Raw genomic sequence first — 19,483 nt, 5'->3', positions numbered from 1 at the left:
TCATGGATTGTCGTTTTGAAGACCGGCTGGCCGGGCGCGCCCTGCGCCTGGACGGCTTTCGCGCCCGGATCGAAGCGCGCTCGGCCGCCGAGGTCGCGCCCGCGCTGGCCGCCATCGAGGCCGCGCGGCGCGAAGGCCGCTGGATCGCGCTGTTGCTGGATTACGAGCTGGGCGAATGGCTGCTGCCCGAGGCCACTCGTCCCGCGCCGGCCGGCCCGTGGACGCCGCCGTGCGACGACGGGCCGCCTCGCCTGACCGCGCTGGTGTTCGACCGCAAGATCGACGAGACGCCGTGGGAAGCGCCGGCCCCCGACGCGCCGTCCGCCTCCATCAGCCTGCCCGCGCCGCGCATGACCGAGGCCGCCTACGTGCGCCAGATCGACGCCATCCGCGGCCTGATCCAGGACGGCGAGCTGTATCAGGTCAATTTCACGCAGCCGCTCGACGTCGGCTTTCAGGGCGACCCGGCCACGCTGTACCGCCGCATCGCGGCGCGCAATCCGGTCGCCCATGGCGCCTACATCCAGGACGGTGCTCGCACGGTGCTGTCGTTTTCGCCCGAGCTTTTCGTCCGGCGCGACGGCGCCCGGCTGACAACCCGGCCCATGAAAGGCACCGCGCCGCGTCATCCCGACCCGGCCGAAGACGAACGCCTGGGCCAGGAACTGCTGGCCAGCGACAAGAACCGCGCCGAAAACCTGATGATCGTGGACCTGCTGCGCAACGACCTGGGCCGCCTGGCCGAGCCCGGTTCGGTCAAGGTCGACGCGCTCTTTTCGCTGGAGCGCTACCCCACGGTCTGGACCATGACGTCCACCGTATCGGCCACCGCGCCGCACGCCACGCTGTCGGACGTGCTGCACGCCCTGTTTCCGTGCGGGTCGATCACGGGCGCCCCGAAAGTCGCGGCCATGCGCCGCATCCGCCAGATGGAAACCGCCCCGCGCGGCCTGTATTGCGGCAGCGTCGGATGGCTGGCCCCGGATGGCGATTTTTCTTTGAACGTCGCAATCCGCACCCTGGTCCTGGACCAGCACGGCCACGGCGTCTACAGCGTCGGCGGCGGCATCGTTTACGATTCGGACCCCGCCGGCGAATGGCAGGAATGCCACTGGAAAGCCCGCATCCTGCGCGCCTGACAGCGCAAACCTCACGGCCGGTAGTAGCATAGAGCGCGGCTTGGCCCGGCCATGACCGGCTTATTCCAGGAGAGTCCCATGCAACCCGAATTGATCGAGACCATCCTGGTGGAATCGTCCGGCAACGTGCCCCTGCTGGCGCGCCACCTCCACCGTCTGGAAGCGTCCTGCAAGGCGCTGGGTTACGTCTGGGGCGGCCGCGACGTCGAAGGCGACATCCTTCTCGCCGTCATGGCCCTGTCCTCCGCCGGACCGCATCGCCTGCGCCTCTTGGTCGCGCGCGACGGCAGCCGCCACATCCAGACCGCCGTCCTGCCGCCCCTGCCCGCGCACCAGGAAGTGATGCTCGCGCCCGAGGCGCTGCGGTCCTCGGAACCCCTGCTGCGCTACAAGACCACGCACCGCCCCTGGTACACCAAGACGATCGAATGGCTGCCTTCGCATCCGCACATCTTCGACCTGGTCTACCTGAACGAGCGCGGCGAACTCTGCGAAGGTAGCCGCAGCAACGTCTATCTGCGCATGGACGACAACTGGTACACCCCGCCCGTCGACAGCGGCTGCCTGCCCGGCGTGCAGCGCGCGCAACTGCTCGATGCCGGCGAGGCGAAAGAACGCGTGCTGACCCTGGCCGACCTGCATGCCGCCGACGAGATCCGGTTGTCGAACGCGCTGCGCGGGTGGTTCACCGTGACGTTCCGCGAGGCGTAGCGCAGCCTCCCGCCCGCCGCGGCATCAATCCGCAAACACGTCCACCACCACCTGCCGCAGCCACTGGTTGGCAGCCCCGCGGTGGTTGCGGGCGTGCCAGAACACGTTGATGACGGATTCCGGGATCTTCACCGGACAGGGCGCGGATGCCAGGCCAAAGGGGCCGCACGCGCAGTCGGCAAAGCGCTGCGGCACCACCGCGATCATGTCGGTGGCCTGCAGCACCGGCCCCACCGCCATGAAGTGCGGCACCGTCAGCCGCAGCCGCCGGCGGATGCCAGCGCGCGCGATCACTTCGTCCACCACGCCGTGGCCGGTGCCCTCGGACACAATGGCCACGTGCTCGGCCGCGCGGAACTGCCGCGCCGACACGCCCGAGCGCGCCAGCGGATGGTCCTGCCGGAAGATGCAGACATACGGCTGACGGAACAGCCGGCGCTGGAAGAATCCGCCTTTCAGCCCGGGCAGAAAGCCCATCGCCAGATCCATGCGGCCCCGCTCCATCTCGTCCCGCACGTCGATCGACGTCGTGCGCACCGTGCGGATGGTCACGCCCGGCGCGACCTGATCCAGCGCCCGCATCAGGCGCGGCAGGAAGTAGGTCTCGCCCACATCGTTCACCCCGATCACAAACGCCCGCTCGCTGCGCGCGGGATCGAACGCCACCCGTGCATTCAACGTGCCGTGCAGTGCGGCAAGCGCATCGGCAATCGGCTGGGCCAGGCTCTCGGCATAGGGCGTCGGCACCATCCCGCGCGAGGTCCGTAGAAACAGCTCGTCGCCCAGCAGCTTGCGCAAGCGGGCGAGCGCGTTGCTGACGCCCGGCTGTGAAATCCCCAGGCTTTCCGCGGCCGCCGACACCCGGCCATGCTTGTGCAATTCATTGAAGACGACGAGCAGATTCAGATCCACGTCTTTCAGGTTCATGCGCTTGTCTCCACCAATATTTATTTTGGTGATTTATGTAATAAGCCAGATTCTATTTATTAATCTCTGGGCGTGCCCGATGATGCAGAAAAATGCCTGCGCCCATGCCGCGCAAGGCACTGCCCGGCCGCCACGCGGCCAGCTGAAAAAGGAGACAAATCATGCGCATCCGCACGCATCGCCGCCTCACGTCCTGTCGCAGGGGCCGTCCATGAACGCCCCCGAACATCCCATCCATATCGTCCCGCCCTGGCAAGGCGACGGCTCGCATCGCATCCCGTTCGGCGTCTACACCGATGCGGCGCTGCACCAGCGGGAACTGGAACGCTTCTTCTACCGCGGGCACTGGATCTACGTGGGCCTTGAAGCCGAAATCCCGAATCCCGGCGACTTCAAGCGCACGGTCGTGGGCGAGCGCTCCGTCATCCTGCTGCGCGACAACGACGGCGAAGTGCGCGTCGTGGAAAACGTCTGCGCCCATCGCGGCGTGCAGTTCTGCCGCGAACGCGCCGGCAACCGCAGCGAGTTCGTCTGCCCGTACCACCAATGGAATTACGACCTGCAAGGCAACCTGATCGGCGTGCCCTTCCGCCGCGGCGTCAAGCAGGACGGCAAGATCAACGGCGGCATGCCGCCCGACTTCAAGCCCGAGGAACACGGCCTGACCAAGCTGGCGGTGGCCGCGCGCAACGGCGTCGTCTTCGCGTCGTTCGACCACGACGTCGAACCGCTGGAAGACTACCTGGGGCCCGACATCGCGCATTACTTCGACCGCGTCTTCGACGGCCGCGAGCTGGTGATCCACGGCTACAGCCGCCAGCGCATTCCCGGCAACTGGAAGCTGATGCAGGAGAACATCAAAGACCCCTACCACCCCGGCCTCCTGCACACCTGGTTTGTCACCTTCGGGCTATGGCGCGCGGACAACCGGTCCGAATTGAAGATGGACCGCCATTTCCGCCACGCCGCCATGATTTCCACGCGCGGCCAGGGCGGCAAAAGCACCGTCACCAGCGGCGTGTCCAGCTTCAAGGAGCAGATGTCGCTGAACGACGACCGCTTCCTGGACATCGTGCAGGAACCCTGGTGGAACGGCCCCACGGCCGTGCTCATGACGCTGTTTCCCAGCGTCATCATCCAGCAGCAGGTCAATTCGCTATCCACTCGCCACATCCAGCCCGTCGGCCATGACGCCTTCGACTTCGTCTGGACCCATTTCGGATTTGCCGACGACACCCCCGACATGACCCAACGCCGCCTGCGCCAGGCCAACCTGTTCGGGCCCGCCGGCTTCGTGTCCGCTGACGACGGCGAGGTCATCGAATTCTCGCAATCCGGCTTCGAACAGAAGCCGTGGCACCGCAGCGTCGCCGAACTGGGCGGCAAGACCGCCGAAAACACCGACCACATGGTCACCGAAACGCTCATACGCGGCATGTACGCGTACTGGCGCCGCGTCATGGAGGCGTGACATGCTGGACTTTCCGCTTTATTACCAGCTCACCCGCCTCTACACCGACTACGCGGCCGCGCTGGACGCCGGCGAATGGGAGAGATGGCCCGACTTCTTCGTGGAGGATTGCGTCTACAAGGTGCTGCCGCGCGAGAACCACGAACGCGGATTTCCGCTCGCGACCATGGCCTTCGAGAGCCGCGGAATGCTGCGCGACCGCATCTACGGCGCCACCGAAACCATCTTTCACGATCCCTACTACCAGCGCCATGTCGTCGGCGCCCCACGCGTGCTGCTGGTGCAGGAAGGCCGCATCGAATCCGAGGCCAACTACGCCATCTTCCGCACCAAACCCAGCCAGCTCACCACCGTCTTCAACGTCGGCCGGTATCTGGACGTCATCCGCCAGACGCCCGACGGCCTGAAATTCGAATCGCGGCTATGCATCTTCGACAGCGAGCTGATCCCGAACTCGCTGATCTACCCCATCTGACCAGGAGACGAATCATGAGTGTGCAATGGATCAAGGCCATCGGACGCGATGACGTGCCCGACGAAGACGTCATCGCCGTCGAGGCGGGCGGCAAGGAGATCGCGCTATACGGCGTCGACGGCGAGGTCTACGCCACCGACAACCTCTGTACGCACGGCAAGGCCAGACTGTGCGACGGCTTCCTGACTGGCCACGAAATCGAATGCCCCCTGCACCAGGGCCGCTTCGACATCCGCGACGGCCGCGCCCTGTGCTCGCCACTGCGCGAGAACATTGCGACGTATCCCGTACGGATCGAGGATGGCGTGGTGTTCGTGGCGTTATGAGTCATTTGCGCGCCGGACGCAGCGACGTGGCCTCTGACCGTTGATGCACCTCCACGCTCAGGCATTGAGGCGCCCCCACTCCGGCGCCCCTCAGACCGCCAGCCGCAAAGCCTCGTTCGCCGCCGCCATGCCCATGGCGGCGGTCACGGTCACCACCGACCCATAACCCGCGCACGACAGGCCCTGCGGCGCCAGGCTCAGACCCGACGCGCCCATATCATCTTCACCTTCACGAGGGCGGGTCCACGCATCCGGCAAAATCGCCGGCTGGTCGAACCACAACGCATGCACGCCCATCTTCGGCACCCGCTTGAGCGCCTTGCCGTTCTTGTCCGACGCCCGCGGAAACCCATGCTCGCGCCGCAACTTGTTGCGCAGCTTCGAGAGCAGCGCATCATTGACCGCCCCCGACAGATCCCCCGCCCGCAACGCCAACGGATCCGTCTTCCCGCCCGCACCGCCGCACAGCAGCATCGGCACCCCAAGCGCCCGCGCATGCAAAATCATCGCAATCTTCGCGGCCGCCTGATCCGTGCAATCGATGATGACCGTATAAGGCCCCGGCAACACCTCGCCCACGTTCTCCGGCGACACAAAGTCGTCCACCCGTGTGATGCGGCATTCGGGATTGATCGCCAACACCCGCTCGGCCATCGCGTCGACCTTGGATTGCCCAAGCGTCGAACTCAACGCATGGATCTGCCGATTGACGTTGGATTCGGCAATGTGATCCAGATCGATCAGCGTCAACGCCCCCACCCCGCAACGAGCAAGCGCCTCCACCGTCCACGACCCCACGCCGCCCAGCCCGGCAACGGCAACATGGGCATTTCGGATACGCGAAGGCGCCTCAGGACCATAGAGGCGCGACAGCGCGCCAAAACGACGGTCGAGATCGGCAGGTTCAGGAATGAGTTCGGGCGAGTTCATGGACCGCATTTTATGGCAGCCGGCCGCCAACCCAGCCGCCCATTCAAGCAGACAAGGTGTAGACAAGGTGTCTGACACCCTGCAGAGACTGCCGTCATGCCAAGGATGTGCCCCAAGGGTGTCAGACACCGGAGGCAGCGGCGTCCGCCCCCCACCGCAAGCGCGAAGCGTCATCCCCGGACGCAAGACACCGCGTAAGCGCCCCGAGGCCGCCCGCGCGGCCAACCGGGCGCGAGCCCCGCAAAATGTTTCAAAGCCGCGCAAGCCCAGGCAAGAACCTTAAGAACCCCACCCGCCCCAGCGCCCGCCAAGCTGAACTCACCCGAGCCCGGCGTGGCGGTGGCCTGGGGTGCGCGGGGCGTGTAGATGCGCCCGAGGGAATCTGAAGGAAGCGCCGAAGGCGCTGACGAAGATGACGAAGGGGAAGTCCGGAGCGAAGGCTCCGGACCGCAATCGTAGCCCCGCGCGCCCCAGGCCGCCGACGCGCCGGGCGTCAAAAGAACCAAGATCGATGCCTGCCACCGCCTTCCGACGCAAACCGCCGCGCCGGACGACTTAAGAACGCCCCCCCAACGAAGCAGAAAGCCCCCGTCCGAAGGCCGCATCAGCGCATCTCGCCCCGAGCACAAGCAAGAAATCACCCCCGCAGCCCATCCCCGTCAACAGCCACCACATCATCCCCCCCCAACGCCTGATAAACCGTCACCTGATTCACCAACCGGTTCAGCATATTCTCGTCCCGCGCCACCTCAGCCACCCGGCGCTTTTCCTGCGCATCCAGCCAATCCCGCAGCGGCACCGCCCCCGCCCGGTACCGTACTTCGTACAGCCGCTCAGCCTCCCGAGCCGCCCGCAAAGACAGATCCAGCTGCTGCGCCCGCACCGACAACTGCGTGCGATTCGACAACGCGTTTTCCACATCCGCCATCGCCTGATACAGCGCCTGCCGGAACGTCACCACCCGTTCCTCGTAATCCGTCTTCGAGATCTTGATGTTCAGCTGCATCTGATTCCACTGCAAGAATGGCAGCGTCAACCCCGCGCCCAGCGTCCCGATCGGATTCTTCAGCACATCCGACAACGTCGGGCTCGAAGTGCCCAGCGCCCCCGTCAACGTCACCGGCGGATAAAAGCTTGCCCGTGTCGCATCCACGTTCGCCAGCGACTCCCGCAGCCGCAACTCCGCCGCGCGCAAGTCCGGACGGCGCCCCAGCAACTCCGCCGGCACACCCGCCCGCGCCTCGGGCAATGCGCTGGACGGCAGCCGCGCCGGATCCGCCGTGATGCGATCCGGCGGGCCATCGAAAAGAATCGTCAGCGCATTGATGTATTCCACCCGCTGCTGCACCAGCAGCGCATGCGCCGCCTGCTGGCTTGCCACTGTCTGCTCCGCCTCGGCAAGCTCCAGGGCCGACGCCCCGCCCGCCGCGTACTGCGCCCGCACCAGATCCTGCGTGCGGCGCGCGTAGGCGATGCTCTCCTCGCTGCTCGCGATGCGCTGATTGATGAATGCCGTCTGCCAATACAGCGTCGCCGTCGTGCCCACCAGCGACAGGGCCGCGCTCTGGCGGTCCTGTTCCGTCGCCAGCGCCTCCCACTGCGCCGCGTCGCGCTGGCGCGCCAGCTTGCCCCACAGATCGACCTGATAGCTCACCGTCAGCTCGGCCGAATTGGCTCGCGTGATCGTGCGGTCGCCATACAGATTGCGCACCCGCGACACGTTTGCGTCGCCACCGAACTGCGGCATCAGCTGGTCGTCCGCCAATCCCGCCTGATACTGCGCCCGGCGCACGCGAATCGCCGCCGCCGCCAGATCGTTGTTGCGCGCAAGCGCCGCCTCCACCAGCCCATTGAGCACCGGATCGTCGAAATTGCGCCACCAGGCCCCGCCCTCCGCCAGCCACGCCGCTGCGCCGGCATCGGAAGCCGGGCGCGCGTGGGTCCAGGACGCCGGCACGCTGGCGGCCGGCGGCTCGTAATCAGTGCGCAGCAGGCTGCCGCAGCCACCCAGCGCCAGCAGCAGCGCCACGCCCAGCGGTTTGCCCAAAAAAGAAACTGCTCTCATCTTCCTCATTCCCGGGCCAACGCCTCGACGGGATCCAGGCGCGCCGCATTGCGCGCCGGCAGATAGCCAAAAATCACACCGATCAGCGTCGAGCACGTGAATGCCGCCACCATCGATGCCGTGGAATAGATCATCTGGAACGAGCCGCCCGTGGCCTTGCTGACCAGCACGCCCAATCCCAGCGACAACAGGATGCCGACCGCGCCGCCGATCAGGCACACCAGCACCGCCTCGATCAGGAACTGCTGCATGACGTCGCTGCGCCGCGCGCCCACCGCCATGCGCACCCCGATCTCGCGCGTGCGCTCGGTGACCGACACCAGCATGATGTTCATCACCCCGATACCGCCCACCATCAGCGAAATCAGCGCAATCAGCGAAACCAGCAGCGTCATCGTCGCCGTCGTGCGTTCGATCGTCTTGCGCACCGCGTCCGTGTTGAACACGAAAAAATCCTTCACCACGTGCCGGCGCGTCAACACCCGCACGATGGCCTGCTCGGCCGCCGCCGGCGGCGTCGCGTCGTTCACGCGCACCGTGATGCTCTTCAGGTGCTGCTGCCCCAGCACCCGCGACAGCGCCGTCGTGTACGGGATCCACACGTTCAGCGAATCATTGTTCCCGAACACCGTGTCCTTCTTTTGCGTCACCCCGATCACCCGCGCCGGCATCGATCCCAAAAAGATCACCTGCCCGATCGGCTCGGTGTGCGACCCGAACAGCGCGCGCCGCGTGCCCTCGTCGATCACCACTTCCTGCGCCCGGCGCGCCACGCTGGTCTCGTCGAAAAACTTTCCTTCAGCCAGCTTGATCGCGCGCACGCGGAAGTACTGTTCACCCACGCCCTGGATCGAACCGTTCACCGACACATTGCGGTAGCGCAGCGTATTGCTCGTGCCCACTTCCGGCGTCACGCTGTCCACATACGACTCGCGCGCCAGCGCATCCGCATCGGCCGGCACCAGCGTGCGGATGTTCACCGCCTTTTCATCGCCGAAGTCCTTGCCCGGAAAGACCTCGACCGTGTTCGTGCCGATCGCGCTGATGTCTTCCAGGATCTTGCGCCGCGAGCCCTCGCCCAGCGCCACCACCGACACCACGGCGGCGATGCCGATGATGATGCCCAGCATCGTCAGCGACGTGCGCAGGCGGTGCGCGTTCATGGCCAGCAAGGCCATGCGCAACGCCTCGCCGCAGCGGTCCAGATAGGCCTGCCACGCCGGGCGCTGGGCCATGTCCGGGGTCTCGTCCCGCGCCATCTGATGGCGCGGCGCGTCGGGGTTGCGCTTGTCCGCAACGATCTCGCCGTCGCTGATCTCGATGATGCGCTGGGCGTGGCGCGCCACATTCATATCGTGCGTGACGATGATGATCGTGTGCCCCGCCGCGTTCAGTTCCTCCAGGATGCGCAGCACTTCCTGGCCGGTATGCGTGTCCAGCGCGCCAGTGGGCTCGTCGGCCAGGATGATGTCGCCGCCGTTCATCAGCGCCCGCGCGATACTCACGCGCTGCTGCTGGCCGCCCGACAGCTGGCCTGGCCGATGGCCAGTGCGATCGGCCAGCCCCAGCCGCGCCAGCAGCGCCGAGGCGCGTTCCAGCCGCGCCTCGCGGCGCTTGCCCGCGTAGACGGCCGGCACCTCCACGTTGCCCTGCGCGCTCAGGTCCGCCAGCAGGTGGTAACGCTGGAAAATGAATCCGAAGTGCTCACGGCGCAGTTCGGCCAGTTCGTCGGGGTCCAGTTCGCCGGTGCTGCGGCCGTCGACCTTGTAGTCGCCGCGCGTAGGCCGGTCCAGGCAGCCCAGAATGTTCATCAGCGTGGACTTGCCCGAGCCGGACGCCCCCACGATGGCGACCATCTCGCCCGCCTCGATCGACAGGTTGACGTCCTTCAGGACCGCAATCGTCTGGTCGCCCGCGGGAAACTCGCGGCGCACGCCAGACAGGGAAATGAGCGGGCCGCCCATGTCAGGCTCCCGGCTTGGCGACGGTCGGCGAGGAATCCGCCGACACGACGCGTTCGCCCACCTCCAGGCCTTCCAGCACCTGCGCCTGCACGTTGTTGTTCATGCCGATGCGCACTTGCCGCGTCTCGGTCTTGTTGCCGTCCAGCACCACGCGCACCTCATAGCGCCCGTCCTTGCCGCGCTTGCCCAGCGCCGAGGCGGGCACCACCACGGCGTCCTTCGCCTCACCCAGCACAATGAAGACCTGCGCCGTCATCGAGATGCGCAGCTTCTCGTCGGGATTGGGCACGTCGAACAGGCCGTTGTAATAGACCGCGGCGCTGGTGGAGGTGCTGGAGGAGGAGGTCAACGAAGACGCCGCATCTTCCTTCTGGATGGAATCCGGGGCCGGTTCCACCGCGCGCAGCGTGGCGCGGTAGCGCTCGTCGGGTTCGCCGAGAATGGTGAAGTAGACCGGCAGGCCCGGCTTGACCCGCGTCACGTCCGCCTCGGAGATCTGCGCCTTGATGGTCATGGTGTCCACCTGCGCCACCTTGATGATGGTGGGCGCGCTCTGGATCGAGTTGACGGTCTGGCCTTCCTTGGTGACCACCGCCACCACCATGCCGTCGATCGGCGAGACGATCCGCGTGTAGCCCAGGTTGACCTGGGCGGTGTCGACCTGGATCTCGGCCTGGGCGATCTGCGCGTCCAGCGAGGCGATCTCGGCGCGGGTCACGGCCAGCGTGGCCTCGGCCGTTTCGTAGGCCTCGCGCGAACTGGCGTCGGCCGCCAGCATCTGGCGCTGTCGCTTGAACGCCAGCTCCGCCTGTTTCAGCGTGGCCACCTTGGCGGCCCGTTCGGCGCGCCGGGTCTGCAGCGCAGCTTCGGCGTTGCGCAGCTCGTTCTGCTGGGTCAGGTCGTCGATCTCGGCCACCAGTTGGCCCTTCTTGACCCGGTCGCCCAGTTCCACCTTCAGGGACTTCAACTGGCCGGTTGCCTGCGCGCCCACGCTGACCCGCTCGATGGCATCGATGGTGCCGCTGGCCAGCACGCTGTCCTCCAGGTCCGCGCGCGACACTTCCGCCACGGCGAACGTGGGCGGCGGCGGGGCCGAGAAGAACGCTGCGCGCGCGCCAATAACGAGAAGCAGGAGGATGGCGGCTATCAGGGCGTAGCGCGTGAACTTGCTGCGGGACTTTTTCATTGAACCTGGACGATGGGAACGGCGGGCGCCATCTGCGGCGCCGTAATGCGGCAAAAAAGCGGTGAAAACCAGAGACGGACTGCACCGCGCGGAGGGTTCCGTTGCGTGAACGATACAACGATCCCCGGGAGGTTGCGGAACCGTTTTACCGCACCTGCCGTGAACGTGCCGTCATCTTGCCGAATAAGCGGGGGACTTGTCCGCTAGAGCCTGTTAACTCCGCAGAGTGACTAGTCACCCGATGACGCAGCGCAAAAAAGCGTCGCCTCGACATAGACGGATGTTACGAACAGAATGAATGCAGTTAAGCCGTGTCTACCTCCAACAGATCCCCCTCCTCGCCATCCAGTTCCCCGGAATTTTCCGGGGCGGTGCTTTTGTGCCTGCTGGCAATGATGAATCATGTGGCGCTGACCGGGGGACGGATCACCGTTTCCCTGACGGCGCTGCAGATGGGGCTGTCCACGTTCACGGTCGGCACGCTGGTCGCCGTGTTTGCCGTGCTGCCGATGCTGTTCTCGGTGCGCGCGGGACGCTGGGTGGACCGCGTCGGCATCGTGCGTCCCCTCGTCATCGGCACCACTTTGGTCGCCTTCGGCACGCTACTGCCCTCTATCTCGCAAACCCAGTCCGCGCTGCTGGTGGCGTCCTGCGCCATCGGGATCGGCTTCATGCTGCACCAGGTGGCCACACAGGATCTGCTGGGGCACGCCGAACCCGAGCAGCGGCTGCGCAACTTCTCCTTCATGTCACTGGCGCTGGCCGGGTCGGGCTTCTCCGGTCCGCTGATTGCCGGGCTGGCGATCGACCACCTGGGCACGCGGACGGCATTCGGCCTTCTGGCGGTCGGCCCGCTGCTGTCGGCGGTCGGCCTGTACAGCCTGCGTCATCAATTGAAGGCCGTGGATGCGGCCATCACCGGCGTGCGCGAGGCCCAGCGCCGCCGCGTGACCGAATTGCTGGCCGTGCCCGCGCTGCGCCGCATTCTCATGGTCAACACGATCTTGTCCGGCGCATGGGACACCCACCTGTTCGTCGTGCCGATTTTTGGCGTGGCGATCGGGCTGTCCGCCACCACCATCGGCCTCATTCTTGCCTCCTTCGCGGCGGCAACGTTCGTCATCCGCCTGATTCTGCCCCTCATCCAGCGCCGCGTCCGGTCCTGGACGCTGGTGCGCGTAGCGATGGCGACCGCGGCCATCGACTTCATGCTTTACCCGCTGTTCACCGACGTTACCGTCCTGATCGTGTTGTCTTTCATCCTGGGCCTGGCCCTGGGCTGCTGTCAGCCCAGCATGCTGGCCCTGCTGCACCAGCACTCGCCCCCCGGCCGCGCGGCCGAGGCGGTGGGCCTGCGCATGGCGCTCATCAACGGTTCGCAGGTCTCCCTGCCGTTGACCTTCGGGGCGCTGGGTGCGGTAATTGGCGTTGCCCCGCTTTTCTGGGCCTACTCCGTGGCGCTGATGGCCGGGGGCTGGGCCAACCGCAACCCTCCGCACGAGTCTGAACGGAATACGTAGTCGTGAACAAGCAGTCATCCCACTCTGACCACTCCGGCGCCACGCTGCCCTTCCGGCTCTGGACGCCCGAGGAACGGCAAGCCTCGCTCGACGACGCGCTGCGGCACTGGCCGGCTGGGGAAGATGTATGGGTATTCGGGTACGGATCGCTTATCTGGCGGCCGGATTTCGATTTCATGGAACGCCGCCTGGCCACGCTGCGCGGCCACCACCGGGCGCTTTGCCTGTGGTCGCGGGTGAACCGGGGCACGCCCGAGTGCCCGGGACTGGTTTTCGGCCTGGATCGCGGCGGTTCCTGCCGGGGCGTGGTATACCGCCTGGCCGGCGAACAGGTCCCCCATTACTTTCCCGCCCTCTGGGAGCGCGAGATGTCCACCGGCGCCTATCTGCCCCGCTGGATCAACTGCGCCACGGACGAAGGCGTCGTCCGGGCGCTGGTCTTCATCATGAACCGCGACAACCCCGCCTATATCCGGGCCCTGCCCGAGGCGGAACTGCTGGCCATCGTACGCCGCGCGGCAGGACGCTACGGTCCCTGCACGGATTACGTGGTGCAGACGGCCCAGGCCTTGCGGTCCGCCGGCATCCACGACGCCCGGCTCGACGCCATTGCCCGCCGGCTGGAGCTGGACGGCCACCAGCTGCCCGAGGGCCCCTGACGCGCCCCCGCGGCTGGAGGCGGCAAACTTGTCCGGGGCCTGCGCGGGGTCAATTAGGGGCCGGTCTCCCAGGCGGTATAAACTCCGTGTTATCAACGCTGAACCCCCAAGACCATGTCCGTCTCTGATCTGCGTCAAAGCTACGAAAAGAATGTGCTGCTGGAAAGCCAGGCAGCCTCCTCGCCGTTCGAGCAATTCACCCGTTGGTTCGACGAGGCCCTGGCCGCCAAGGTGCCCGAACCCAACGCCATGACCCTGGCCACGGTGGACGCCCGCGGCCAGCCCAGCGCCCGCATCGTCCTCATCAAGGGGTTTGACGAGCAGGGCTTCACGTTCTTCACCAATTACGAATCGCGCAAGGGCCTGGACCTGCAGGCCGAGCCGCGCGCCAGCCTGCTGTTCTTCTGGCAGCCGCTGGAACGCCAGGTCCGCATCGAGGGCGTGGTCGAAAAGGTGGCGGCCGAAGAGTCGGACGCCTACTATCACAGCCGCCCGGCCGGCTCGCGCATCGGCGCCTGGGCTTCGCGCCAGAGCCAGCCCATCACCCGTGAAGAGCTGGAAGCCCGCGAAAAGGAATTCCGCGAGCGTTTCGGCGAACAGCCGCCGCGTCCGCCCCACTGGGGCGGCTACCGCCTCAAGCCGACGGCCTTTGAATTCTGGCAGGGCCGCCCGTCCCGCCTGCACGACCGCCTGCGCTACGTGGCGGACGGGGCGGGCTGGAAGATCGAACGCCTGTCTCCCTGATACGGGACGCCCCGACGCGGGGCGTCCATCCGCCGGGCGCCTCCTGCGCCCGACCGAACTGTCTATTGCATGTCCGCCTCCTCCCCTGATTTCGACTCCGTCTTCTTTCGCACCGCCTTGGGCCGATACGCCACCGGCGTGACGGTCGTGACGACCACCGGCCTGGACGGCGCCCCCATCGGCCTGACCGTCAGCTCGTTCAACTCGGTCTCGCTGAATCCGCCGCTGGTGTTGTGGAGCCTGTCGCTGGGTTCGTCGTCGCTGGACGCCTTCGAACAGTGCGAGCGCTACGTCGTGAACGTATTGAGCGCCGACCAGATCGCGCTGGCGCGCCGCTTCGCGACGGGCAAGACGCGGGACCGTTATGCCGGGCTGCAGGTGCACCATGCCCCGGGCGGCACGCCGATGCTGGACGGCCACTGCGCCGCCTGGTTCGAATGCCGCAACCGCAGCCGCTACGTCGAGGGAGATCACGTCATCATGGTCGGAGAAGTCGAACGTTGCGGACATAGCGGCGAACCGCCGCTGGTCTTTCACGCCGGCGGGTTCGATCTGACGCCGGCCGGCACCCGCGCAGAAAAGGTCAAGCCATGAGCGCCGACGTCGATTGCGTCGTCATCGGCGCCGGCGTCGTCGGCCTGGCCATCGCCCGGGCACTGGCCCAATCGGGCCGCGAAGTCCTGGTCGCCGAAGCCACCGAGGCCATCGGCACCGGCACCAGCTCGCGCAACTCCGAGGTCATCCACGCAGGCATCTACTACCCCGCCGGCAGCCTGAAGGCGCGCCTGTGCGTGCGCGGCAAGCATCTGCTGTACGCGTACTGCGCCGAACGCGGCGTGCCGCACAGCCGGCTGGGCAAACTCATCGTGGCCACCAGCCCCGAGCAGGCCACCCAGCTTGAAGGCATTGCCCAGCGCGCCCGCGCCAACGGCGTGGACGACCTGCAATTCATTTCGGGCGAAGAAGCCATGCGCCTGGAGCCCGCGCTGCAGTGCACCGCCGCGCTGGTGTCGCCGTCGACCGGCATCGTCGACAGCCACGCATTGATGCTGTCGTTCCAGGGCGACGCCGAGAACGCGGGCGCCCAGTGCGTCTTCCATACGCCGCTCGCGTCGGGCCGCGTCCGGCCGGAAGGCGGCTTCGAGCTGCAATTCGGCGGCGACGACGCCATGAGCCTGACCTGCAACGTCCTGATCAATTCGGCCGGCCTGCAGGCGCCCGCGCTGGCGCGCCGCATCGAGGGCGTGCCGGCGGACAGCATTCCCGCCGATTACCTGTGCAAGGGCAGCTATTTCACGCTGTCAGGCCGCGCGCCGTTCTCGCGCCTGATCTACCCGGTGCCGCAGCATGCCGGGTTGGGCGTGCACCTGACGCTGGACATGGGCGGCCAGGCCAAGTTCGGCCCCGACACCGAATGGGTGGACACCGAGGACTACACCCTCGATCCCTCCCGCGCCGATGTGTTCTACGAAGCCGTGCGCAGCTATTGGCCCGCCCTGCCCGACGGCGCGCTGGCGCCCGGCTACACGGGCATCCGCCCCAAGATCTCCGGTCCGCATGAGCCCGCCGCGGACTTCGTCATCGCGGGGCCCGCCGTTCACGGCGTGCCCGGCCTGGTGAACCTGTTCGGCATCGAATCCCCCGGGCTGACCTCCAGCCTGGCCCTGGCGGAAGAAACCCTGGCGCGCCTGTCCGCCTGACCCCGCCCGCTTCCCTTTTTTCTCATTCAGCCATTCCTGCCATGCAGCACAACGACTACATCCTGACCCTGTCCTGCCCCGACCGCACCGGCATCGTCTACCGCGTCAGCGGCCTGTTGTTCGAACTGGGTTGCAACATCCTGGATTCGCAGCAGTTCGGCGACGAAGAGACGGGCCGCTTCTTCCTGCGCGTGCACTTCGACTTGCCGGTCAGCGCGTCCGCCGACGACCTGCGCGCCCGCCTGGACGCGATGTCCGCCGACTACGGCATGGAGCTCAAGCTGCACGACGCGCGCCGCAAGGAGCGCCTGCTCATCATGGTCAGCAAGCAGGGCCACTGCCTGAACGACCTGCTGTTCCGCGTACACAGCGGCCACCTGCATGCCGAAGTGGCGGCCATCGTCTCGAACCACAACGACTACGCCAGCCTGGCGGCAACCTACAACATTCCGTTCCACTACCTGCCGGTCACGCCCGACACCAAGCTGGAACAGGAAAAGCAGGTGCTCAAGATCGTCGACGAGGCAAACATCGACCTGGTCGTGCTGGCCCGCTACATGCAGATCCTGTCGGCCGACATGTGCCGCGCCCTGACCGGCCGCGCGATCAACATTCACCACAGCTTCCTGCCCAGCTTCAAGGGCGCGCGCCCTTACCACCAGGCGCATGCGCGCGGCGTGAAGATCATCGGCGCCACGGCGCACTACGTGACGTCGGACCTGGACGAAGGCCCGATCATCGACCAGGACATCGAACGCGTCGACCACACCATGACGGCGCAGGACCTGACCCAGGTGGGCAGCGACATCGAATCCCTGGTGCTCTCGCGCGCGGTGCGCAGCCACGTCGAACACCGCATCCTCCTGAACCGCAACAAGACCGTCGTGTTCCGCTGATCCTCAGGCCCTTGCAGGGGCGGGTTGCAACGGCGCAAACGCCTGCCCCACCAGCGCCACCGCGCGCTCCTGCAAGGGCGAGCGCGCCGCATCCGGCCAGATCACCTGGCTGATCGAGCGCGCCTCGTGCTCGAACGCGATGAACCGCGTGCCCGCCAGCCCGCTGCGCGACAGGCAGGCCGGCACGATCGACACCCCCAGGCCCTGCGACACCAGCGAGGCCACGCTCAGCCAGTGGCGCACCTCGTGCCGGATCGCCGGCATGAAGCCGGCCGACACGCACATGGCCAATACCGTCTCGTAATAGCTGGGCGACGCCGCGCGCGCGAAGAAAACGAAGTCGTCCCGCGCCAGTTCCGTCAGCCGCAGGGTCTGGCGATCTGCCAGCGGATGCGCATCGGGCAGGCACACCACGAAGGGCTCGGCCATCAGGTCGCGCGCCTGCACGCCTTCCGGCACCGGGTTGGCGTGGATGAAGCCCAGGTCCTGCTCGCCCCGACGCACCGCCTCGATCTGGTCGTTCGAGTTCAGTTCGGTCAGCACGTGTTCCACGTCGGGCAGTTCCTTGCGCATGACGTTCAAGAGCGCGGGCAGTCCGCGATACAGCATGGACCCCACGAAGCCGATGCGCAGCCGGCCGCGCAGGCCCGCGTCCACCTGGCGCACCAGCGTGCGGACCTCCTCGGCCTGGCGCAGCAGGATCACCGCTTCGTGGTACAGCGCCTGGCCGGCGTCGGTCAGCTCGACGTGCCGGCTGGTGCGGGCCAGCAGGCGCGCGCCGATGTTCTCTTCCAGTTGGCGGATCGCGTAGCTGAGCGGCGGCTGCGAAATATGCAGGCGCGCCGCCGCCCGGCTGAAATGGCGCTCTTCGGCCACGGCGATGAAGTAGCGCAGCAGACGCGGTTCAAGATCCATGCGTCCCTCCTTTGGGCATATCTATATTTATTTTGGATTGATCTACATCAAAACAGTATTTGAGTAGATGAATCAACCCCCGCAACATAGGGCATCTCCCGTCCCGACCCGGATGCCGCCATGGATACCCCTGTCTTGCCTGTTGCCGCCACCGTCACGCCCGTACCGGACTCCCGGGGGCTGAATCTGTTCGATGCCGACCCCTACGCCGAGGCGCTGAGCCGCCGCTACTTGCCCGCCGAGCTGCATGCGCACCTGCTGCCGCATCTGGGCCGGCTGGGCGAACTGGCCGGCGGCGTCATGGACGAACTGGCGTCGGTCGCCGACAAGCACCCGCCCACGCTATCGGTGCGCAGCCGCGCCGGCACGGACGAATCCCGCATCGACAAGCATCCCGCGTACGTCGAACTTGAACGCCTGGCCTACAGCGAATTCGGCCTGGCGGCGCTGTCCCACCGGGGCGGCGTGCTGGGCTGGCCCGAGCCCATGCCCGCCGCGGCCAAGTACGCGCTCAGCCATCTTTTCGTGCAGGCCGAATTCGGCTTGTGCTGCCCCGTCAGCATGACCGACTCGCTGGCGCGCACCCTGCGCAAGTTCGGCGATCCCGCGCTGGTCGAGCGCGTGTTGCCGCAGGTGACTTCGCAGGATTTCGACACGCTGCGCCAAGGCGCCATGTTCATGACCGAACAGGGCGCGGGCTCGGACGTCAGCGCCACCGAGGTCACGGCCCAGCCGCAGGATGACGGCACCTGGCGCATCCACGGCGACAAGTGGTTCTGCTCGAACCCTGACGCGGGTTTTGCGATGGTGCTGGCGCGCAGCGAACCGGACGCGGGCCTGAAGGGCGTGTCGCTCTTTCTACTGCCGCGCGACCTGGCCGACGGCACGCACAACCACTACCGCATCCTGCGCCTGAAGGACAAGCTGGGCACGCGTTCGATGGCCAGCGGCGAAATCCGCCTGGAGGGCGCCGTCGCGTGGCTGGTCGGTGAACGCGGCCGCGGCTTCAAGCACATGGCCGACATGATCAACAACTCGCGCCTGTCCAACGGCATGCGCGCCGCGGGCCTGATGCGCCGCGCGGTCACCGAGGCCATCTACGTGTCGCAGCACCGCCGCGCGTTCGGCAAGCGCCTCATCGACATGCCGCTCATGCAGCGCCAGCTCGTCAAAATGATCGTGTGGGCGGAACAGGCGCGCAGCGTCATGTTCCAGACGGCGCGTGCGCTGGCCGACGCCGACCAGGGCGCGGCCGACCCCGCGCTGGCCCGGATCCTGACGCCGCTGATCAAGTTCCGCGCGTGCCGCGACGCGCGCAAGGTCACGGGCGACGCCATGGAAGTGCGCGGCGGCTGCGGCTACATCGAGGAATGGACCGAGCCGCGCCTCGTGCGCGACGCGCATCTGGGCTCGATCTGGGAAGGCACCAGCAACATCGTCGCGCTGGACGTGCTGCGCGCCATCAAGAAAGAAAACTCCCTGCCGGCGCTGCGCAGCCACATCGACCGCCTGCTGGCGGACGGCGCGCCCTGCCCGCCCGAACTGGCCGGCATGCAGGCCAGCGCCCTGGAAAACACCTATGCGCTGGCGGAACACGCCGCGCAGGGCGAACATGCGCAGCTGGCCCGCCAGGCCGCGTCGCTGCTTTATCACGCCGTATCCATGGCCGCGCTGCGGTGGGAAGCCACCGGCGCGGGATTGGAAACTCGCGCACGGCTGGCCGACCAGGTGCTGCTGCACCGCCTGGCGCCGCGCGACCCCTACGCCATCCCGCCTGACGAAAGCGCGGCCTGCCAGGCCATCCTGCACTACGCGCTGTAGCCCCTGTCAGGGCTTTCGCGGTAACCCGACGCCG

Annotated in this window: 18 protein-coding genes; 12 read left to right on the top strand and 6 right to left on the bottom strand. The window is 67.0% G+C overall.

Features of this window, described 5'->3' with window-relative positions:
- The first annotated feature begins 2 nt into the window (after window positions 1-2).
- A complete protein-coding gene (locus tag QEP15_RS04220; protein ID WP_175156642.1) occupies window positions 3-1,139 on the top strand; it encodes an aminodeoxychorismate synthase component I in 1,137 nt (378 codons plus the stop codon).
- A gap of 78 nt (window positions 1,140-1,217) precedes the next feature.
- Window positions 1,218-1,850, top strand: coding sequence for an aminotransferase class IV family protein (locus tag QEP15_RS04215; protein ID WP_175156643.1), 633 nt, complete (start codon window positions 1,218-1,220; stop codon window positions 1,848-1,850).
- Window positions 1,851-1,874: 24 nt separating this feature from the next.
- On the opposite strand, the gene QEP15_RS04210 is transcribed toward QEP15_RS04215, so the two are convergent.
- A complete protein-coding gene (locus QEP15_RS04210) occupies window positions 1,875-2,777 on the bottom strand; it encodes a LysR family transcriptional regulator (RefSeq protein WP_280148493.1) in 903 nt (300 codons plus the stop codon).
- Between the two features lie 211 nt (window positions 2,778-2,988).
- Between QEP15_RS04210 and QEP15_RS04205 the strand changes: the two genes are divergently transcribed.
- From QEP15_RS04205 to QEP15_RS04195, 3 genes are read left to right on the top strand one after another with little or no spacing between them, the layout of a single operon-like run.
- Window positions 2,989-4,248: an aromatic ring-hydroxylating dioxygenase subunit alpha gene (locus QEP15_RS04205; protein WP_280148492.1), complete on the top strand. Its 1,260-nt coding sequence runs from the start codon at window positions 2,989-2,991 to the stop codon at window positions 4,246-4,248.
- Window position 4,249: 1 nt separating this feature from the next.
- A complete protein-coding gene (locus QEP15_RS04200) occupies window positions 4,250-4,723 on the top strand; it encodes an aromatic-ring-hydroxylating dioxygenase subunit beta (RefSeq protein WP_280148491.1) in 474 nt (157 codons plus the stop codon).
- A 14-nt stretch (window positions 4,724-4,737) separates the two neighbouring features.
- The gene (locus QEP15_RS04195; protein WP_175156646.1) at window positions 4,738-5,049 is read left to right on the top strand and encodes a non-heme iron oxygenase ferredoxin subunit; all 312 of its coding nucleotides are present in this window, start codon (window positions 4,738-4,740) and stop codon (window positions 5,047-5,049) included.
- Between the two features lie 90 nt (window positions 5,050-5,139).
- Here QEP15_RS04195 and QEP15_RS04190 read toward each other — a convergent pair whose 3' ends face one another.
- The 4 genes from QEP15_RS04190 to QEP15_RS04175 all read right to left on the bottom strand — a co-directional run bounded on the left by QEP15_RS04190 (window position 5,140) and on the right by QEP15_RS04175 (window position 11,194).
- Entirely contained in the window at window positions 5,140-5,988 is an 849-nt protein-coding gene (locus tag QEP15_RS04190) for a tRNA threonylcarbamoyladenosine dehydratase (RefSeq protein ID WP_420913628.1), read from the bottom strand.
- A gap of 628 nt (window positions 5,989-6,616) precedes the next feature.
- Window positions 6,617-8,044 carry an efflux transporter outer membrane subunit gene (locus QEP15_RS04185; protein WP_280148890.1) on the bottom strand — a complete coding sequence of 476 codons (1,428 nt, stop codon included), beginning with the start codon at window positions 8,042-8,044 and terminating at the stop codon, window positions 6,617-6,619.
- A gap of 5 nt (window positions 8,045-8,049) precedes the next feature.
- A complete protein-coding gene (locus tag QEP15_RS04180; protein WP_280148490.1) occupies window positions 8,050-10,008 on the bottom strand; it encodes a MacB family efflux pump subunit in 1,959 nt (652 codons plus the stop codon).
- Between the two features lies 1 nt (window position 10,009).
- Window positions 10,010-11,194 carry an efflux RND transporter periplasmic adaptor subunit gene (locus tag QEP15_RS04175; protein WP_217618766.1) on the bottom strand — a complete coding sequence of 395 codons (1,185 nt, stop codon included), beginning with the start codon at window positions 11,192-11,194 and terminating at the stop codon, window positions 10,010-10,012.
- A 311-nt stretch (window positions 11,195-11,505) separates the two neighbouring features.
- Here QEP15_RS04175 and QEP15_RS04170 point away from each other — a divergent pair, with 311 nt between their 5' ends.
- The 6 genes from QEP15_RS04170 to purU all read left to right on the top strand — a co-directional run bounded on the left by QEP15_RS04170 (window position 11,506) and on the right by purU (window position 16,713).
- Window positions 11,506-12,714 (top strand): MFS transporter, encoded by a 1,209-nt coding sequence (locus QEP15_RS04170; RefSeq protein ID WP_128830020.1) that lies wholly within the window; start codon window positions 11,506-11,508, stop codon window positions 12,712-12,714.
- A 2-nt stretch (window positions 12,715-12,716) separates the two neighbouring features.
- On the top strand, window positions 12,717-13,373 hold the full coding sequence (locus tag QEP15_RS04165; protein WP_280148489.1) for a gamma-glutamylcyclotransferase: 657 nt from the start codon (window positions 12,717-12,719) through the stop codon (window positions 13,371-13,373).
- 114 nt (window positions 13,374-13,487) lie between these two features.
- A complete protein-coding gene (pdxH, locus tag QEP15_RS04160; RefSeq protein ID WP_280148488.1) occupies window positions 13,488-14,117 on the top strand; it encodes a pyridoxamine 5'-phosphate oxidase in 630 nt (209 codons plus the stop codon).
- A 69-nt stretch (window positions 14,118-14,186) separates the two neighbouring features.
- Entirely contained in the window at window positions 14,187-14,711 is a 525-nt protein-coding gene (locus QEP15_RS04155; RefSeq protein WP_280148487.1) for a flavin reductase family protein, read from the top strand.
- Window positions 14,708-15,817: an NAD(P)/FAD-dependent oxidoreductase gene (locus tag QEP15_RS04150; protein ID WP_062840307.1), complete on the top strand. Its 1,110-nt coding sequence runs from the start codon at window positions 14,708-14,710 to the stop codon at window positions 15,815-15,817. The genes QEP15_RS04155 and QEP15_RS04150 overlap by 4 nt, the downstream gene beginning before the upstream one ends.
- Window positions 15,818-15,858: 41 nt before the next feature.
- On the top strand, window positions 15,859-16,713 hold the full coding sequence (purU, locus tag QEP15_RS04145; protein WP_056321032.1) for a formyltetrahydrofolate deformylase: 855 nt from the start codon (window positions 15,859-15,861) through the stop codon (window positions 16,711-16,713).
- Between the two features lie 3 nt (window positions 16,714-16,716).
- On the opposite strand, the gene QEP15_RS04140 is transcribed toward purU, so the two are convergent.
- A complete protein-coding gene (locus tag QEP15_RS04140) occupies window positions 16,717-17,628 on the bottom strand; it encodes a LysR family transcriptional regulator (RefSeq protein WP_175156651.1) in 912 nt (303 codons plus the stop codon).
- A gap of 120 nt (window positions 17,629-17,748) precedes the next feature.
- Here QEP15_RS04140 and QEP15_RS04135 point away from each other — a divergent pair, with 120 nt between their 5' ends.
- The gene (locus QEP15_RS04135) at window positions 17,749-19,449 is read left to right on the top strand and encodes an acyl-CoA dehydrogenase family protein (protein WP_280148486.1); all 1,701 of its coding nucleotides are present in this window, start codon (window positions 17,749-17,751) and stop codon (window positions 19,447-19,449) included.
- Window positions 19,450-19,483 lie beyond the last annotated feature (34 nt).

The organism is Achromobacter mucicolens (assembly GCF_029866465.1).
Lineage (GTDB): Bacteria > Pseudomonadota > Gammaproteobacteria > Burkholderiales > Burkholderiaceae_B > Achromobacter > Achromobacter mucicolens.
This window is presented reverse-complemented; position numbering and strand designations above follow the sequence as displayed.